We start from the raw sequence: 17418 nt of genomic DNA, 5'->3' as shown, positions 1-17418 counted from the left end.
TTTAATCCTTGAGCATGATGGCACCCCTACAGGCGCATCTGAATACCCTTATCTTGTAGATAACGCTTAAGCGCCTGAATGTCTATGATGCCTTTATGAAACACACTTGCCGCCAGGGCCGCATCGACCTTTGCCGCCGCAAACACCTCATAAAAGTGTGCCATGGTACCGGCGCCGCCCGAAGCGATAAGCGGTACGTCACAGATAGCGCGCACCATGCTGAGCTGCTTGATGTCGTAGCCTTGTCTCACACCATCTTGGTTCATCACATTGAGCACTATCTCGCCGCAGCCGCGTTTTTGTACTTCTTCCACCCAGTCCTGGGTGTACCATTGGGTATCTTTAGTGGCGGCTTCGTCACCGGTAAACTGTTTCACCTTGTAGCTGTTGGTGTCAGCATCATAGTAAGAGTCTATGCCTATCACGATACATTGGCGGCCAAACTCATCTTGTAGGCGGTCGATCAGGCTGGGATCGCTGAGCGCCGGTGAGTTGATGGAGATCTTATCGGCGCCAAAGGCCAGCTTCTCCCGCGCCTGCTCGATACTCTTGATGCCACCGGCGACGCAGAAAGGGATATCTATCTGCTCGGCGACGCGGCTGACCCAGCTTTTATCGACAACTCTGTCGTGGGCACTGGCAGTGATGTCGTAAAACACCAGCTCATCGGCGCCCTCTAAGGCGTATCTGGCGGCAAGTGGCACGATATCACCGACGACCTCATGGTTACGAAACTGCACGCCCTTAACGACCTTGCCGTCGCGAACATCCAGACAGGGGACTATGCGTTTGGCCAGCATGCGATCGCCTCCTTCACGTTAAAGTTATTGATCAGTAGCGCCTTGCCTATAATGATGCCACTGGCGCCGCTATCGCGCACTGCGGCCACATCTTCTAAGGAGGCAATGCCGCCCGAGGCCTGCCAGGCGATATCGGGGTAACGCTGGGCAATCTCTTGATATAACTCGGTATTGCTGCCCTGAAGTGTGCCGTCACGGCTGATGTCGGTCACCAGAGCATGCTTAAGACCATAGGGGGCAAAGGCAGCCACCAGAGATTCCAGCGTCTTACCGCCGCCGCTTTGCCAACCCGATACGGCCACTATCTTCTCACCGGCCTCGTTGATGTTGACATCCAGCGCCAGACAGATGGCGTCGCTGCCGTAGGTCTTGAGCCAGCCCTGTACTAACTCGGGCTGTTTCACGGCCAGAGATCCAATCACCACCCTTTTGACACCGAGCTCTAACAGCTCTTTGACCTGGACTTCGCTGCGAATACCGCCGCCAACCTGAATGTTGGCCTCCAATCCGTTCACCAGATCACCAATCAGCTGAGTCTGACGCTTATCGGGATCTTTGGCGCCGGTCAGGTCGACAATGTGTAGCCAGGTCGCGCCCTGTGCTTGATAGGATTGCAGCTGCGCCAGGGGACTGTGGTCGAAGGTAGTCTGCTGGGCATAATCGCCCTGATAGAGACGCACCACCTGGCCGTCAATAAGATCGATTGCTGGGATGATCATTGGGCCTTCTCCTTAGCAAAGGTGTTTTTGTCCATCTTCATAAAGTTCTTCAAGATAGTGGCGCCAACGGCAGCACTCTTTTCAGGGTGGAACTGCACCCCCATAAAGTTGTCTTGGGCGATGGCGGCGCTAAAAGACTCACCATAGTCACAGCTGGCGATGGTGAAGTCGCCAAGGGGCGCGCGGTAGCTGTGGACAAAATAGACATAACTACCAGCTGCAACACCCTCAAAAAGCGGGTGCTCGCTCGGGGTTATCTGATTCCAGCCCATATGAGGCAGGGGCAGTCCTTCAGCATCGAGTTGTTCGATATGGGTGTCGATCAGGCCAAGGCATCGGCAGTCTTGACGCTTATTCTCGTTACTCTTGTTGTTTCCATCTTCGGCAATATAGCCGCCGCGCTCCTGTGAGCTTAGCGTCAGCATCTGCATGCCGAGACAGACGCCCAGTACAGGTTGAGTGAGCGACACTAAGGTGTCGATCAGCTGTTTGTCGCTCAGTGCCGCCATCGCCGCCTTGGCAGTGCCGACGCCGGGCAGTACTACTCGAGTCGCCGCCTTGATCTTGTCGATATCGTCACTGACTTCCACCTCGGCGCCAATCCGCTCGAAGGCGTAGCGCACCGAGCTTAAGTTAGCGCAGCCGGTATCGACTATGATGGTCGTGTCTTGTGTCATGGTTATAACACCCCTTTACTGGATGGCAGGGCATCGCCCTCAATCTTCACCGCTTGGCGCAATGTACGCCCCAGGACCTTAAACAGACTTTCCACCTTGTGATGATCATTGTCTCCCTGCGTCGAGAGGTGCAGGGTACAGCGCAGCCCATCGGCGAAGGAGCGGAAGAAGTGTGGCACCATTTCGGTGGCCATCTCGCCTACCATCTCGCGCTCAAGTTGGCCTTCAAATTTAATGAAGGGGCGACCTGAGAGGTCCAGTAAACAACTGGCGCTGGCTTCATCCATAGGGATGCTAAAGCCAAAGCGGGCTATGCCGCACTTGTCGCCCAGCGCCTGTCTGAGGGCGTCACCTATGGCCAGCGCCGTATCTTCGACGCTGTGATGATCGTCTATCTCAAGATCGCCATCGACCTTCACATCCATCTTGAAATTACCGTGGGTAGCAATTTGATCTAACATGTGGTCGAAGAAACCTATGCCGGTATTTATGGCGCTTTTCTGCTGACTGTCGAGATCCACTGTCACCTTGATATCGGTTTCCTTGGTGGTGCGCACGACGGTCGCGATGCGGTTGCCCCCAAGCAGTTGTTCGGCAATGGCATCCCAATTCAAGGATTCGCGATTGTACTGTATACCCGTTATGCCCATGGCTTCGGCGAGGCCAAGGTCTGTCTCTCTGTCACCAATGACTGCCGATTGAGTAAAGTCGACCCGTCCCTCGGTGAGGTAGGATTTGACCAGGCCAAGTTTGGGCTTGCGGCAGCTGCAATTTTCGTCGTCGAAGTGCGGACAGATGAGCACCTCATCAAACTTTACGCCCTGACTGTTGAAGATCTGCATCATCATATTTTGCGGCGCATCGAAATCATCCTTGGGAAAGGAGGGGGTGCCCAGGCCATCTTGATTACTGACCATCACCAGTCGATAGCCTGCAGTTTGCAACTTGAGTAGCGCAGGGATCACCTGAGGTTCAAACACCAACTTGGCCAGGCTGTCTACTTGCTTGTCGGTAACCGGCTCTTCGATCAGTGTGCCATCGCGGTCGATAAAGAGGATTTTCTGTTTCATCGTTGTTCTACCTTAAATGCTATTTATTCTTTTCTGGTTACACTGCAGGCGCGAGTAGGGCGATTAGCGTGTCGGTTTGGGCGTCGCTGGTAAAGCTAAAACGGATCGCATCGGCCAGGGCCGGATCTTTGTAAGCGCGGGCCACCACGCCAGCCTGTTTCAGCCGCGCTTGTACCTCACTGACCAGAGTCTCGTTTCCTTGACCGCTGTCTTGGTCACCAAAGTAGGCCAGCACAAAATTGCCATAGGCGGGCAGGACGCGCGCGCCCGCGGCGGTTAAGGCATTAGCGAGTCGTTGACCATTGGCTTTGAGCTGCGCCACCTGGGTTTGCATCTTGGCGATCCCTTGCTCGCTTAGTGCGTCAATGGCGAGTTTGGCGACCGGCAGCGGCACTGGATAGGGGGCAATTACCCGCATCACCATCTCGATGATCTTAGGGTTTGCCAGCATAAAGCCGCAGCGGGCGCCTGCCAGAGCAAAGGCTTTTGACAGGGTGCGCAGCACCACCAGGTTGTCATACTTATCGAGCAGACTTGCCATGCTGTAGTTGGGACAAAACTCGATATAGGCCTCATCGACGACCACCAGAGTTTCGGGCAGCGCCGCTACAACAGTCTCTATCACTTGCGGGGCTATGACTGTGCCGGTTGGGTTATTGGGATTGCAGATAAACACCAGCTTGGCGTCGCCGACCTGACTGCCAAGCTCTGTTGGCAGCTGATATTCACTGTCTAAGCGCAGCGCCTTGACGCCGACGTTAAAGGTCTGGGCACTGATGGCATACATGCCATAGGTGGGGCCAAAGCAGGCGATACTGTCGCGCCCAGGGATACAAAAGGTGCGGATCAGCAACTCTATCGCTTCATCGGCGCCGCGACTGCTGAGCACCTGTTGATTACTTACGCCCGCATACTCTGCGTAGCGCTGAATAAGCTCAGGTGGCTGGCACTCCGGGTAACGATTCAAGCCCTCTATGTCGCTGTTATTAAAAGGCGACTCGTTGGCATTGATCCAAATTTGTCCCTCTCCGCCGATGCGGCGGGCCGATTGGTAGGGCTCAAGGGTCAACAGCTCGGGTCTCGCGAGGCGCTCGGCAAGAGACAGATTTTTTATACTCATCTTATTTCTCCTCGCTAGCCAGCGTCGCAAGGCGCACGGCAATGGCATTTCTGTGGGCGTCGAGCTGCTCAGCACTGGCCAGTGTCATCACACATTGGCCTAAGCCCAGTAGGCCTTCGGCGCTGAGTTCTTGCACCGTGAAGCGGCGACAAAAATCAGCTAATGACAAACTTGAGACGGCGCGGCTGTAGCCATAGGTCGGCAGCACATGGTTGGTACCGCTGGCGTAATCGCCAACAGACTCTGGCGTGTAGGCGCCGAGAAACACAGAGCCGGCGGCGCGAATATTGTTAAGTATCTGCCGTGGGGCCTGGGTTTGAATGATCAAGTGTTCAGGGCCATAGAGGTTGGAAACCTCGGCGGCCTGGGCCATATCCTTAACCAGCAGAGTGCGACTGGCGCTGAGGGCCTGGGTGGCAATATCAACCCTTGGTAACTTGGCCAGCTGCTCAACAAGGCTTAGGTTGACGGCGTCTGCCAATGCCTGGCTGTCGGTCACCAGCATCACCTGAGAATCTGGGCCGTGCTCGGCCTGGGAGAGTAGATCGGCGGCGATAAAGTCGGGGTTCGCGGCGCTGTCTGTGATCACCAACACCTCTGAGGGGCCGGCGGGCATGTCGATGCTGACCACGGTGCGACTGTCCTGGGCCACCAGGCGTTTAGCTTCGGTGACATAACGATTACCGGGACCGAAGATCTTATCTACGGCAGGCACTGATTCTGTGCCAAGCGCAAGAGCAGCGATCGCCTGTGCACCACCAATTTGATAGATGTCAGTAATGCCACAGGTTTTGGCGGCGTAGACGATGACATCATCGATTGGCGGCGGGCTGACCAATACCCGCTGCTGACAACCAGCTATCTTGGCGGGCAGGGCTAACATGAGCACGGTAGAGATCAGCGGCGCGCTGCCACCAGGAATATAGAGGCCGACCTTTTCAATAGGTTCGCTTCGCAGCTCACAGCGGACCCCGCCTTGGGTCTCAAGATCGATGGCTTTAAACGCCTGGGCCTGGTGAAAGGTTTCTATGTTCGCCTTGGCCTGTTCGATGGCAGCTTTTATCTGCTCATCGACTTTAGCGGCAGCGGCTTCAATCGCCTCATCGCTAAGGCGCAGGGTGTCGAGGGTCACCTTGTCGAACTGCTCAGAGAAAGCTTTTAGCGCAGCGTCGCCCTGACTTGCCACCTGATCGATGATCCCCTTGACCTGCTGCTCTAGATTGGTATCGCCAATCAGTGGCGAGCGGGACAGAGCTTGGCGTTTGGCGTCGTTATCGAGTGCCTGCCAGTCGAGGCACTGCATTACTGTTTGTGTCGTCATAAGATCAACCCATCATCTTTTCGATTGGCATCACCAGAATCGAGCTGGCTCCCAGTTGTGTTAAGGCCTCCATGGTATCCCAGAAGAGGTCTTCACTGCTGACGGCGTGAATCGCTACGCGGTTGGTGTCATCGTTCAGTGGCAGTACGGTTGGGTTCTCGGCGCCGGGCAGTAGGGCGACTATTTGATCCAGTGTTTCGGTCGGGGCGTGTAGCAGGATATATTTGCTCTCCTTGGCACGTACCACACCGTTGATGCGAGAGAGAATTTTGTCGATGAGCGCCTGTTTGGCCTCGCTCTGCTCCTGAGTCGATTGGATGATGCAGGCCATAGAGCGATAGATCACTTCGGTTTCATACAGACCATTGGCTTCCAGTGTTGCGCCGGTGGAGACCAGATCGCAGATGCCGTCAGCCAGACCCGCACGAGGCGCGACTTCGACCGATCCTTTGAGCATACAGTCACGATAGCTGATCCCTTTCTCCTGCATGTAACGGCGCAGCAGGTTAGGGTAGGAGGTGGCGATGCGCAGTCCCTCGAGTGAACCTGCGTCCTGGTAAGCAAATTCGGTCGGTACGGCCAGTGACAGACGGCAGGCACCGAAGTCCAGCTGGCGTAGCTTGAGGCACTCGCTGGGTTTGTTCAGGGTTTGACGCTCGATCTGCTCCTCTTCGAGCACGTTCTCGCCTATGATGCCAAGGTCAACTACGCCGTCCATCACCAGGCCAGGAATGTCGTCGTCACGGACCCTTAAAAGGTCGATAGGCATGTTGTCAGAGTGGGCGATGAGGCGCTGTTCGTTGACGTTAAACTTGATACCGCAGCTCTTGAGTAGCTTCTGCGATTCTTTTGACAGGCGGCCGGATTTTTGAATGGCGATGCGTAATCGGTTTGACTCTGACATTGGATGATTCCTCATTTGTTGATTCAGTAAAATTGTTTAAATCTTTTTAAAACAAAATCTTAAGCTAGAAACTAAAAACCCCCGGAATTCCTTCCAGGGGTTTTAGATCGCTATTGAATCAACCGCCAGAAGGAAATAGTCCTCCGGCAGTAAGCATCCGAAGGCTACCGCATATGATGGTGATGATGGATAGTATTCAAACGCTGTGTCATGTTCTGTCTTCTCTCGCTGTGTGCGTATCTGCTTGGCAGCTTGTCTGCCCTAAGTTGTATTTAAACTAATCAAGTTTGCCTGGGTATGCAAGTGCTAATTTGTGTGGGTTGAAAATTATTCAACTAAGCCTATGCCGTCGCACTGAGAATCTCTGGTAATGGCTAAACATTTTGTGGCTTGTGCTGGTGACGAAAATACGCATAATGCCTGAATGAATTTACAAAGCGTATCCCTTCGTTGAACAAGCAACTGACCCAGGACGTACAGCAGGTATTTGCCCAAGATGGCAGCCTAAGCCGTCATATCGGCGGCTACAGTTGTCGTGCCCAACAGCAAACGATGGCCACTCAGGTCAGCGAGGCGCTGTTAAAGGGAGAGAACCTGGTGGTCGAGGCTGGCACAGGGGTGGGTAAGACCTATGCCTATCTGGTGCCGGCGCTGCTCAGTGGCAAGCAGGTCATCGTCAGTACCGGCAGTAAAAACCTGCAGGAGCAGCTGTTTTTTAAAGATCTGCCCGCATTGCTTAATATCCTGGGGATTCGTCCTAAGGTGGCGCTGCTTAAGGGGCGCAGTAACTATCTTTGTCAGCACTTGATGGAGAAGCAGCTGGGTGGTGTCGAGGTCAACGACGGTAAGATCCTCGACGATCTGTTGCGTATCAATCAGTGGGCCGGGCAAACCGTCGATGGTGATATCGGCAGTCTCTATTCGGTGACCGAAAATTCCCCAGCCATTCCTTTGGTGGTGAGCAGTAAAGAATCATGTATTGGCAAGGCCTGCAGCTATTATGAGGCTTGCTTTACCCGCAAGGCCCGCGCCAAGGCGTTGGATGCCAAGATCATAGTGGTAAACCATCACCTGTTTTTTGCCGACCGTATCTTAAAAGAGACAGGCTTTGCCGAGCTGTTGCCCGACAGCGATGTCGTTGTCTTCGATGAGGCGCATCTCTTACCCGATATTGCGGTGACCTACTTTGGTCAGCAGCTGAGCTGCAAGAGTCTGATGAAGTTGCTGGAGCGCTTTGGCGACTCGTATCGCACCGAGATGGCTGACTCGCCGCAGATCGGCGTTATGAGTAGTCGTTGCCAGGCGATGCTATCGAGTTGGCAGCAGCAGATGTTTGCCAGCGAGCAGAGTGACTGGCGCATGCTACTCGGTGACAAAGCCTTGATGCAGTCCTCCTGGGCCTTAGTGGCTGAGCTAAGCGCCTATCGCACTTTGCTGCTGGGCTATCTTGGCCGTAACGAGGCCTTTGACGATGGCGTCGAAAAATTCGATGCGCTGCTCAACAAGTTAACCGTGTTTATTGAATGCGATAACCCTAATAGTGCCTATAGCGTCGATTATGGCTATCAGCACCTGACGCTGCGGATCTCACCTATTAACGTCGCTAAAGAGTGCCAGTCACTGTTCAGCCCTGATGTCAGCTGGATCTTTACCTCGGCCACCTTGCAGATCAACCGTGATCTATCACTGTTTACAAACTCCCTGGGATTGGGGTCGGCTAAGACCGCGATCCTCGACAGTCCGTTCGATTATGCCCATCAGTCGCTGTTTTGTGTGCCGCGCCATCTGGCGGCGGTGGCCAGCCAGGAGCGGGCGGCTAAGCAGCTGGTAGAGGTAGCCGTTAAGGCGATTAACGCGGCCAAGGGGCGCACCTTTATGCTGTTTACCAGCCACCGTATGCTTAATCTGGTGGCAAGCATGTTAAGTACCAGAGTCGACTATCCCTTGTTGGTGCAAGGGCAGGCGGGCAAGCAAACACTGCTGAAAAAATACCGCCAACTGGGCAATGCAGTGCTACTCGGCACTGGTGCCTTCTGGGAGGGCGTAGATGTGCGCGGTAAGCTATTGAGCTGCGTTATCATCGACAAGCTGCCCTTCGTGTCGCCGGACGACAACCTCTATAAGGCCAGAGCCGATGGGGTGCAGCGTGAAGGTAAAGATCCCTTTATGGCTTTGTCGCTGCCCAAGGCGGTGATTTCGCTCAATCAGGGCGTTGGCCGCCTCATTCGCGATGAGAAAGACAGGGGCGTGTTGATTTTGTGCGACAACCGCATCGTCAATCGCCCCTATGGTCAGGCCTTTATCAACTCCTTGCCGCCCATGCATCGCACCCGGGATCTCGACCGGGCGGTGAACTTTCTTCAAACGATTGACTAGCCGAAGGCTAGCCATAGATTAGCGCCAAGTCTGTTTAGTGCAGCTTCATGCGTGGGCGCACCACCCGCATCATTTTCTCTACCAACCAGAGCGCCATGGTTTTAGGCAGACCGTGAATGGCCTTTTGATGCATGCGATAGAGGGAGATATACATGAAGCGGGCAATTTTACCCTCGACAAACATGCTGTCTTTGGTGAGGTTGCCCATCAGGCTGCCGACGGTACTAAAACGTGACAGATTGACCAGGGAGCCGTGGTCGACATACTCGTAATCGCTAAGGGGGAGCCCTTTGAACCGATTGAGGATATTGCGCTCGACACACTGAGCCATCTGATGGGCGGATTGTGCCCTAGGTGGCACGAAGCTGCCGTCGGCCTGCTCACAGGCGCAGCAATCACCGATAACAAAGAGATCCTCATGCCCTTGGGCCTGCAAGGTCGGGCGGACCAGCACCTGATTGGCGCGGTTGAGGTTAAGTCCATCTATTTGCTTGATAAAATCAGGCGCCTTCACGCCAGCGGCCCACAGCATCAAGTTAGCCTCGATAAGCTCACCCTCTGAGGTGACAAATCCCTTTGCATTGGCCTGTTCGATACGAGTATTTTGCCGCACAGACACACCAAGTTTGGTCAGTTCCCGTGTCGCCGAGGCGGCGATTCGCTCCGGCAGGGCTGGCAAGATACGAGGGCCAGCCTCAATCAAGGTGATGGCCAGCCTATCGGCGGTCATCTTATTCAGACCATAGGTTTTAAGCAGATCCGTGACATGGTAGAGCTCTGCCGAGAGTTCCACGCCGGTTGCGCCGCCGCCAACGATGGCGATATTGAGCTTTTGCTGCTCTTCGGATTGATGCATGCGGGTGAAGCTGTCGAGCAGGGCATTATGAAAACGATTTGCCTGATTGTGGGAGTCGAGAAAGAAGCAGTGCTCTTTGACGCCCGGTGTACCAAAGTCGTTGCTGACGCTGCCCACGGCCAAGACCAGGGTGTCATAACTGAGCTGGCGCGCCGGTAGCAAGGCTTCTCCCTTATCATTAGTGATGGCGCTCAGCATCAACTGTTTGTTGTCGAGATCCAAATCTGTCAGTTCGCCCAGTTGAAATTGGTATCCATGTTTTACCGCATGGGCAGAGTAGACCACACCGTCAAGATCGGCATCGAGTGAACCTGTGGCGACTTCATGGAGCAGCGGCTTCCAGATATGAGTGCGGTTTTTATCGATCAGCAGGATCTCGGCTTTCTGCTTCTTGCCCAGCTTTTGCCCAAGTTGGGTGGCCAGACCGAGTCCGCCGGCGCCGCCGCCGACTATCACTATCCTAGGTATTGGGGTACTCATTTTGCTGTCCTTTTAAATGAAGTGAGTTGGGTTGGCCTCTGCCGAGTCTGGAGCAGACCTGCGATTATGATGAGGCCGCAACCGATTAATTGGCTCATTGATAGATGCTCGGCAAACAGGCTCCAGCCTAATATGACCACAGTGACGGGCTCGATATAAGCCAAGGTGCCAAAAGTGGCTGCCGGCAGAAGTCTGAGCGCCTTGACGGCGAATAAGATGGCGAGAAATCCGGGGAAGATACCGATAAGCGCGAGCCAAAACCACTGGTTAGCGGTCGGCACTACAGCCTGATGCAGGGCGAAGGGCAGTAGACAGAGGGCACCAAAGATCAATTGAATCAGCGTGCTCTGGTAAGGGCTTGCGCTGGCAGGGCGGCGGTTAATCAGCATAAAACCGCTGTAACTCAGCAGGGCCAGCAGGGCAAAACCATATCCCTTGAGCTCTTCTGGCTGACCCGAAAGACTGTCGATACTTGGCAAGATCGCCATCACGCCGATAAGAGCCAGGCCAATAGCCAACAAAGCTTGTTGATGCAGATGTTCGTGAAAGTAAAAGTGGGCGCCGATGGCGCTGACTAAGGGGGCGAGGTAGATCACCATCACCGCATTGGCCATATTGATATAGCCGATTGATTGGACATAGAACACCATGAAACCGGCCAATAGGGCGCCGTTTAAAAGATGTCGCTTGCTTGGTTTGTGCCATATTTGCCCGCCTTTACCTGTAACAAGCATATAAAGCAGCAGGCAGAGGGCGCCAATTAAGAGGCGATAAAAGGTGATGACGCTGGCATCGAGGGCCGTCTGTCTCGCTAGCGCGCCAATGGTGCCCATTAAGATGGCCGAGCCAAGGGCCATCATAATCGCTTGAGATGGTGACTGGCTCGCGGGCTGGCTTGTCGAATGTGTCCGTGCCTGAGTGTGCAAATCAAAGATCCTTGGGTTAGGTGCCATCGCCTGTAGGTTATTAAGTAAAGCGGCCTTAAGCACTAGCACTCCTTAAGCACTAGACCTGTTAAGCACCAGCGCCCGCGAAACATTGCCATCTGTTTGAAAGGCGGCCTAAAAATTGCCTTGAAATTAGGCTCGGCAACTGGCTCAGAATGAGCCCTATGGTATAGGGTTTAGTTAAAAGAGAAAACGGCTTTTTCAGTTAATGGGCGATTGACTGATTGAGGTGTAAGTCGACTGTTTAGAGGCTGGCTTAGTGGCTTGCTTACTGGTTTGCTTAGTGGTTAGAGCAGCCGAGTCACCCCAGAAAAATTCGCTGGAATATCCGCTCATTGGCCGGGAATTAAGGCTATACCTTAGTGGGTTTTACGCTATAATCGGCGCCATTCATCTTATATATTTGTTGGCTTAGCCCGTGATCTTGTTTTTTAACGATCATGCTGGTCTCCTGCCACTATTGATTTGGTTAGATTTGCATGCCTGAAATTAACGATATTTCCGCCCCCATGAGCATACTTGCCCTGGATACCTGCACCGAGTCTTGTTCGGTTGCGCTTGCGTATCAGGGAAGCATCTTTGCCCGTCAGGCCGACGCGCCCCGGGAGCATAGCCAGCGTTTGCTGCCTATGGTGCAAGAGGTGCTGGAAGAAGCGGGTATAGGTTTGAGCGAGGTGGATCTGATCGCCTATGGTTGTGGTCCAGGCAGCTTTACCGGTATTCGTATCTGTACCTCCATGACCCAAGGTTTGGCCCTAGGACAAGACCTGCCAGTGGTGGGGATCTCGACCTTGGCAGCCATGGCTCAAGCTGCTATCGAAGTGAAAGGGGCTACGCAAGTCGCCACCGCTATCGATGCGCGCATGGGGGAGATCTATTGGGGCGAATATCAGGCGGTAGATGGTCTGGCATGCTTGGTGGGTGAAGAGCGCGTTTGCCCGCCAACTGAGCTTGAGAGTCAGTTAGATCTGAGCTTGTCGGTGTCGGCCTGTGGCACAGGTTTTGATGCGTATCCTGAACTGCTTAAGCAAGAGATGACCTTTGTTGAGGAAGCTAAGTTTCCAATCGCACGCTACATGTTGCCACTGGCTGAAGCCGCGGTGAAAGCCGGACAGGCGACAGATGTCGATCAGCTGCAACCTGTTTATCTGCGCGATACCGTAACCTGGAAAAAACTTCCCGGCCGCGAGTGATCTGGTATAGGCTAAATAAGAAGATGTGTGCGCTGATCCTATGAGGCTAAAGGGAGATAATTGATGCAACTGCCGCCAGCTAGTCTGTTACCCGGGCTCTCTTCGAGCGCGTCAGCCATTAGCGATGCCATCGCGGCGCAAACTCGTGTGGGCTCAACCCGACCCAGCGCAGATGTCATTGATGTTACACCTATTCAGTCAAGTCAGTCATCAGCCTCACAAGCTGGCCAGCGGGCAAACCTTGTCGATGATGCAACAGAGCGTAGCAGTAGCGCTCTGATGGCCAACGAGTTAAGCGACCGGCTCAGCGCCAAGCTTGAATATGATCAAAACACCCAGACCAGCCGCGGCGCCATAGGTCAATATCTTATGCACCAGCACGCCGCGCAGCGTGACGCCATCTCTCAGATGGTGGGTATCGATACCTACGTATGATCTGTGAGCTTGGCGGAGATCGCCAGGCGCTGTTTCTCGCCGCGTCGCAGAGTGACGTGACACGCGACCAACTAAAAGGACGGGTTATCCACTATGGGTTTTTCTATTAGCTCCCCAGCATCCAAGGCCGGAGTGCCCAGCCGTAGTCTGTTTATGATTGAGCTGTTGCTCGCATTGGCGTTGACGCGAATTCCCTATTTGAGTGTGCCTTTTAAATGGCTCGAGAGCTATTTTCATGAGGCGTCCCATGCACTGGCTACGCTTTTGTCTGGTGGCTTGGTGAGTCATATTGAGCTCTACCCCAATGGCGCGGGCTTATGTGTCAGCCAAGGGGGGTGGCCGGTGCTGATCGGCTTTGCCGGTTATTTCGGCGCCTCGCTTTGGGGCTTGCTTATATTTCATCTGGCGACCTGGGCCCGTGGCATACGTCTCAGCTTTAGTTTTCTCGGTTTAATGGTGGCGCTCAGCATACTCTTTTGGGGGCGAGATCTGTTAACCATCTCTATATTGTTTGTGCTGTCACTACTGTTTTTCTTGCCACTCAAACTGAGCCAAAGTCCGATTCTCACCTTTAGCTTACGTGTGATGGCCTTGATGATCATGCTCAACGCTTTGGCCAGCCCCACCGTCTTGCTGGGTATGCCGGGTCGCGGCGATGCGGCCATGTTGGCCCAGCAAACCTGGATCCCCGCTTGGATCTGGGTGGGGATCTGGATGCTATCGAGTTTGGTTATGTTGTGGATCTGTTGGCGCCGAGTCGAACAGGCTAATGCTAAGCGCGAACAAAAAGTGTAACTGACTGTATATTAGGTTTTATTTTAGTGGCTTGGCTGATAGCTTAGGTGCTTTAGCCTTACCTTATTCAGGAAGAGAGAAGATGAAAACCTTTACCTTAGCCGTATCTATCGCCTTAGCCATAGGCCTGCCTGCAACCAGCCTGGCGCACACAGAACAGCCGCAGCAATCACAGCCTATTCAGTCTCATCTGGTGAATCAGCAGATCACCGATGCCCTGAGTAATCCGCTACGAGAGCCCGCAAATCTTGAGCGTGACAAGTATCGTCACCCAGCAGAGACCTTAAGTTTCTTTGGCATTAAGCCGACTGATACTGTGGTTGAGCTTTGGCCCGGCGGACGCTGGTATGCCGAGATCTTGGCACCTTATCTTGCCAAAGAGGGGCATTATGTTGCCGCCAATTTTGATGCGAACCCGCCTGCCGAGGTTGAAAGCCCCGCCTATCGTATTCGTCTTGGCAAAGCCCTGGATGCCTGGCTGCAAACTCACAGTGACACTTTGGGCAAGGCGTCAAGCCTGAGCTTTGAACCGCCGCGTTTAAGCGAGTTGGGTGCCGCTAATAGCGCCGATGCCGTGTTGACCTTCAGAAACCTGCATAACTGGGCCAAGGCTGGCGTGCTGGAACAGGTGTTCGATTCGGCCTACCAGGTCTTGAAGCCTGGTGGTACCTTTGGCGTGGTGGAGCACAGAGCGAACCCTGGTATGGATTTAAGTTCTGGGTACATGGTGCAGGATGAGGTGATCGCACTCGCCGAAAAGGCAGGCTTTACCCTGGTGGCCGCGAGTGAAATCAATGCCAATGCCAAGGACACCAAAGATCATCCTAAGGGCGTCTGGACCCTGCCGCCGAGTCTACGTCTGGGCGAGCAGGATAAAGATAAATATTTGGCGATGGGCGAGAGCGATCGCATGACGCTGAAATTTATTAAAAAGCCAAAATAATGAATGATAGCTTAGCCGCGTTGTGCAGACCCTGTGGTCAGGGCAATGAGGTGAGTCTTCAGCTGCCCCATATTCGCCTGGGTGGGCGATTATGGGGCGAGCCAGACGAACCCTTGTTGTTGGCCCTTCATGGCTGGCTTGATAACGCCAACAGCTTCGTGCCCTTAGCCGAGAAGCTGAGCGAGTATCGCTTGCTGGCAATCGATTGGCCCGGGCATGGAACCTCGCAGCACAGACCCGGCGGCTATCCGCTGCACTGGATAGATTACCTTTATGATCTCGAGCAGCTTATCGACGCTATTAGTCGTCATCAGCCTCTGCATGGGGTGATAGGGCACTCCTTGGGGGGCATAGTGGCGTCGGCCTATAGCGCTGCTTTCGGTGAGAAGGCGGCACATTGGGTATTTATTGAGGCCCTGGCACCCCTTTATGAAAGTTCAGATAAAAGCCGTTTACGCTTAAGGCGCAGCTTTGCGGCCCATCAAAGAGCATCGACCATAGCCTCTGCGCCTAAACCCGTTATTTTTGAGGCGGCCGTTAGGGCCAGAGAGAAATTAACCGGGCTTGATTCGTCTTGGTGCCAGCTGATCCTTGAGCGCAACTTACAAAGCCTAGGGGGCAAGTATTTTTGGCGTAGCGATCCCAGGTTAAAACTTGATTCCCCCATGCGGCTCAATTTCGATCATGTCAGCGGTTTGATGCAAGGGCATAACGCTAAGGCACTGGCGATACGCGCCAGTAAAGGCTATCCCCTGGGGGATGGCGTGGCTGAAGCGGCTCATTCTTGGTATCAAAATCTCACTCTGGTGGAACTCGAAGGTGACCACCATCTCCATATGGGCAACAGCACAGAGGTTGCAGCCGAAATTAAGGCATTTTTAGGGTGACAGCCCCTTAGCAATAGATGGTAAAATTACACTAGGATTTTTACTCTAATTGTGTGATGATGTTCAAAATTAAAACGCCCGTATGATTTTTTGGGCGTACCAACAATATTTATAAGTCAGTGTTTAGTTTCTATATTTGAAACCTTAGGTGAATGAATTCATTCACCCTAACTCTGCCTGGGGATTTAGGAGAGACTCGTGGAACAGCTTTGGACGAAAAATTTACCCGATGATGTGCCCGCCATTATAGATGCGCAGCAATATAGCTCGCTTATCGACCTGTTTGAGCGCTCGGTCGCTCAGTATGCCGATCAGCCCGCCTTTGTGAACATGGGAGCAACGCTGACCTATCGTAAACTTGAAGAACGTAGCCGCGCCTTTGCCGCCTATCTGCAAAATGAACTTAAGCTGGAGAAGGGCGATCGCGTGGCGATCATGATGCCTAATCTGCTGCAGTACCCCATCGCACTGTTTGGTGTGTTGCGTGCAGGCTTGGTGGTGGTTAACGTAAACCCTCTTTATACCCCGCGTGAGCTAAAGCATCAGTTGAATGACTCGGGTGCCAAGGCCATCGTTGTGGTTTCTAATTTTGCCAATACCCTTGAGCAGGTGGTAGACCAAACGCCGGTGAAGAGCGTTATTTTGACCGGTCTTGGGGATCTCTTGAGCGCGCCAAAACGCACCTTGGTGAACTTTGTGGTGAAGTACATCAAGAAGATGGTACCTAAATATCATCTGCCCCATGCTATCTCTATGCGTCAGTCACTCTCTAAAGGACGCCGTTTGCAGTATGTCAAACCGACCACTAAGAGTGATGATGTTGCATTTTTACAATACACAGGCGGTACCACAGGTGTCTCTAAGGGAGCCATGTTGACCCACGGCAATATTGTCAGCAACCTGCTTCAGGCCGATGCGTCCTATTCGCCTTTGCTGGAAAACGGCAAAGAGTTTGTGGTGACTGCGCTGCCGCTCTATCACATCTTCGCCTTGACGGTGAACTGTTTGCTCTTCCTTCATAAAGGTGCCAACAACCTGCTGATCACTAACCCAAGGGATATCCCAGCGTTTGTGTCTGAGCTGAAGAAACATCCTTTTACTGCACTGACAGGGGTTAATACCCTGTTTAACGCCCTGGTGAGTTCGGAAGAGTTTAAGACTCTGGATTTCTCCAATCTGAAATTGTCTATCGGTGGTGGCATGGCGGTGCAGCGCGCCGTAGCCGATAAGTGGCAAGGGATCACTAAGACGCGTCTGCTGGAAGGTTATGGCCTGACTGAGGCGTCGCCGCTGCTGACCTGCTGCCCTTATAACCTGGAAGGCTATAACGGTTCAATCGGCTTCCCGGTAGCCAACACAGATATGCAGGTTCGCGACGAGGAGGGCAATGTGCTGCCTCAAGGCGAAACTGGCGAGCTCTTTGCCAAGGGGCCGCAGGTGATGAAAGGTTACTGGCAGCGCCCTGAAGAGACCGCCAAGGTGATCGACAAGGATGGCTACCTGGCTACTGGCGATATTGGCTATATGGATGAGCAGGGCTTTTTCTTTATTGTCGATCGCAAGAAAGATATGATCTTGGTGTCGGGCTTTAACGTCTTCCCTAATGAGGTTGAAGAGGTTGTCGCCCTGCATCCCAAGGTGGTCGAAGTGGCTGCTGTGGGTGTGCCTCACGAGGTCAGCGGTGAGTTGGTGAAGGTATTTGTGGTTGCTAACGATAAATCTTTGACCGAAGAGCAGGTGATCAAGCACTGTCGTCATCATTTGACGGGATATAAAATTCCTAAGCTGGTAGAATTTAGGGATGAGCTACCTAAGAGTAATGTGGGTAAGATCTTGCGCCGCGAGTTACGCGACGAAGCAAAATCCGCGTAAGTTATTAGGTAATACCCCGCGTA

At 53.4% G+C, this 17418-nt stretch carries 16 protein-coding genes and 1 other annotated feature; of the genes, 7 read left to right on the top strand and 9 right to left on the bottom strand.

Annotated features, from left to right (window positions below; translation table 11 throughout):
• Positions 1 to 26: 26 nt before the first annotated feature.
• Genes hisF through hisG form a run of 7 tightly spaced genes read right to left on the bottom strand, consistent with a single transcriptional unit; the run spans position 27 to position 6611 of the window.
• Entirely contained in the window at positions 27 to 800 is a 774-nt protein-coding gene (hisF, locus tag L2712_RS06905; protein WP_248977307.1) for an imidazole glycerol phosphate synthase subunit HisF, read from the bottom strand.
• Positions 782 to 1519 carry a 1-(5-phosphoribosyl)-5-[(5-phosphoribosylamino)methylideneamino]imidazole-4-carboxamide isomerase gene (hisA, locus tag L2712_RS06900; RefSeq protein WP_248977306.1) on the bottom strand — a complete coding sequence of 246 codons (738 nt, stop codon included), beginning with the start codon at positions 1517 to 1519 and terminating at the stop codon, positions 782 to 784. Before hisA ends, hisF begins: the two co-directional genes overlap by 19 nt.
• Positions 1516 to 2196, bottom strand: coding sequence for an imidazole glycerol phosphate synthase subunit HisH (gene hisH / locus L2712_RS06895; RefSeq protein ID WP_248977305.1), 681 nt, complete (start codon positions 2194 to 2196; stop codon positions 1516 to 1518). The genes hisA and hisH overlap by 4 nt, the downstream gene beginning before the upstream one ends.
• 2 nt (positions 2197 to 2198) lie before the next feature.
• Positions 2199 to 3266: a bifunctional histidinol-phosphatase/imidazoleglycerol-phosphate dehydratase HisB gene (hisB, locus tag L2712_RS06890; RefSeq protein WP_248977304.1), complete on the bottom strand. Its 1068-nt coding sequence runs from the start codon at positions 3264 to 3266 to the stop codon at positions 2199 to 2201.
• Between the two features lie 37 nt (positions 3267 to 3303).
• Complete coding sequence (gene hisC, locus L2712_RS06885; RefSeq protein ID WP_248977303.1) at positions 3304 to 4386, bottom strand: histidinol-phosphate transaminase; 1083 nt, start codon at positions 4384 to 4386, stop codon at positions 3304 to 3306.
• Between the two features lies 1 nt (position 4387).
• The gene (gene hisD / locus L2712_RS06880) at positions 4388 to 5689 is read right to left on the bottom strand and encodes a histidinol dehydrogenase (protein ID WP_248977403.1); all 1302 of its coding nucleotides are present in this window, start codon (positions 5687 to 5689) and stop codon (positions 4388 to 4390) included.
• A 22-nt stretch (positions 5690 to 5711) separates the two neighbouring features.
• On the bottom strand, positions 5712 to 6611 hold the full coding sequence (gene hisG / locus L2712_RS06875) for an ATP phosphoribosyltransferase (protein WP_033539254.1): 900 nt from the start codon (positions 6609 to 6611) through the stop codon (positions 5712 to 5714).
• 68 nt (positions 6612 to 6679) lie between these two features.
• Positions 6680 to 6800 (bottom strand) — a sequence feature (His leader region).
• Positions 6801 to 7061: 261 nt separating this feature from the next.
• Between hisG and yoaA the strand changes: the two genes are divergently transcribed.
• Positions 7062 to 8987, top strand: a complete 1926-nt coding sequence (gene yoaA / locus L2712_RS06870; protein WP_248977302.1) for a DNA repair helicase YoaA — start codon at positions 7062 to 7064, stop codon at positions 8985 to 8987.
• 34 nt (positions 8988 to 9021) lie between these two features.
• On the opposite strand, the gene L2712_RS06865 is transcribed toward yoaA, so the two are convergent.
• Together L2712_RS06865 and L2712_RS06860 are read right to left on the bottom strand one after the other, a co-directional pair.
• On the bottom strand, positions 9022 to 10323 hold the full coding sequence (locus L2712_RS06865) for an NAD(P)/FAD-dependent oxidoreductase (RefSeq protein WP_248977301.1): 1302 nt from the start codon (positions 10321 to 10323) through the stop codon (positions 9022 to 9024).
• Positions 10320 to 11312: a DMT family transporter gene (locus L2712_RS06860; protein WP_248977300.1), complete on the bottom strand. Its 993-nt coding sequence runs from the start codon at positions 11310 to 11312 to the stop codon at positions 10320 to 10322. The genes L2712_RS06865 and L2712_RS06860 overlap by 4 nt, the downstream gene beginning before the upstream one ends.
• Positions 11313 to 11749: 437 nt before the next feature.
• Here L2712_RS06860 and tsaB point away from each other — a divergent pair, with 437 nt between their 5' ends.
• The 6 genes from tsaB (at position 11750) to fadD (ending at position 17395) form a co-directional block, all read left to right on the top strand.
• Entirely contained in the window at positions 11750 to 12463 is a 714-nt protein-coding gene (tsaB, locus tag L2712_RS06855; protein WP_248977299.1) for a tRNA (adenosine(37)-N6)-threonylcarbamoyltransferase complex dimerization subunit type 1 TsaB, read from the top strand.
• Between the two features lie 63 nt (positions 12464 to 12526).
• The gene (locus L2712_RS06850) at positions 12527 to 12898 is read left to right on the top strand and encodes a hypothetical protein (protein WP_248977298.1); all 372 of its coding nucleotides are present in this window, start codon (positions 12527 to 12529) and stop codon (positions 12896 to 12898) included.
• 93 nt (positions 12899 to 12991) lie between these two features.
• Positions 12992 to 13693, top strand: coding sequence for a M50 family metallopeptidase (locus tag L2712_RS06845; RefSeq protein WP_248977297.1), 702 nt, complete (start codon positions 12992 to 12994; stop codon positions 13691 to 13693).
• Between the two features lie 82 nt (positions 13694 to 13775).
• Positions 13776 to 14636, top strand: a complete 861-nt coding sequence (locus tag L2712_RS06840; RefSeq protein ID WP_248977296.1) for a class I SAM-dependent methyltransferase — start codon at positions 13776 to 13778, stop codon at positions 14634 to 14636.
• Entirely contained in the window at positions 14636 to 15523 is an 888-nt protein-coding gene (locus L2712_RS06835; RefSeq protein ID WP_248977295.1) for an alpha/beta fold hydrolase, read from the top strand. Before L2712_RS06840 ends, L2712_RS06835 begins: the two co-directional genes overlap by 1 nt.
• 198 nt (positions 15524 to 15721) lie before the next feature.
• Complete coding sequence (gene fadD / locus L2712_RS06830; protein WP_248977294.1) at positions 15722 to 17395, top strand: long-chain-fatty-acid--CoA ligase FadD; 1674 nt, start codon at positions 15722 to 15724, stop codon at positions 17393 to 17395.
• Positions 17396 to 17418: the final 23 nt, after the last annotated feature.

This window comes from Shewanella marisflavi, from assembly GCF_023283925.1.
GTDB classification, from domain to species: domain Bacteria; phylum Pseudomonadota; class Gammaproteobacteria; order Enterobacterales; family Shewanellaceae; genus Shewanella; species Shewanella marisflavi.
This window is presented reverse-complemented; position numbering and strand designations above follow the sequence as displayed.

Excerpts from the sequence above, each read along its gene's own strand:
- L2712_RS06845 (WP_248977297.1), top strand. The coding sequence starts at position 12,992 with ATGGGTTTTTCTATTAGCTCCCCAGCATCCAAGGCCGGAGTGCCCAGC.
- hisB (WP_248977304.1), bottom strand. The coding sequence starts at position 3,266 with ATGAAACAGAAAATCCTCTTTATCGACCGCGATGGCACACTGATCGAA.
- hisA (WP_248977306.1), bottom strand. The coding sequence starts at position 1,519 with ATGATCATCCCAGCAATCGATCTTATTGACGGCCAGGTGGTGCGTCTC.
- L2712_RS06835 (WP_248977295.1), top strand. The coding sequence starts at position 14,636 with ATGAATGATAGCTTAGCCGCGTTGTGCAGACCCTGTGGTCAGGGCAAT.
- L2712_RS06840 (WP_248977296.1), top strand. The coding sequence starts at position 13,776 with ATGAAAACCTTTACCTTAGCCGTATCTATCGCCTTAGCCATAGGCCTG.
- hisD (WP_248977403.1), bottom strand. The coding sequence starts at position 5,689 with ATGCAGTGCCTCGACTGGCAGGCACTCGATAACGACGCCAAACGCCAA.
- hisG (WP_033539254.1), bottom strand. The coding sequence starts at position 6,611 with ATGTCAGAGTCAAACCGATTACGCATCGCCATTCAAAAATCCGGCCGC.
- tsaB (WP_248977299.1), top strand. The coding sequence starts at position 11,750 with ATGCCTGAAATTAACGATATTTCCGCCCCCATGAGCATACTTGCCCTG.
- hisC (WP_248977303.1), bottom strand. The coding sequence starts at position 4,386 with ATGAGTATAAAAAATCTGTCTCTTGCCGAGCGCCTCGCGAGACCCGAG.
- L2712_RS06850 (WP_248977298.1), top strand. The coding sequence starts at position 12,527 with ATGCAACTGCCGCCAGCTAGTCTGTTACCCGGGCTCTCTTCGAGCGCG.
- L2712_RS06865 (WP_248977301.1), bottom strand. The coding sequence starts at position 10,323 with ATGAGTACCCCAATACCTAGGATAGTGATAGTCGGCGGCGGCGCCGGC.
- hisF (WP_248977307.1), bottom strand. The coding sequence starts at position 800 with ATGCTGGCCAAACGCATAGTCCCCTGTCTGGATGTTCGCGACGGCAAG.
- hisH (WP_248977305.1), bottom strand. The coding sequence starts at position 2,196 with ATGACACAAGACACGACCATCATAGTCGATACCGGCTGCGCTAACTTA.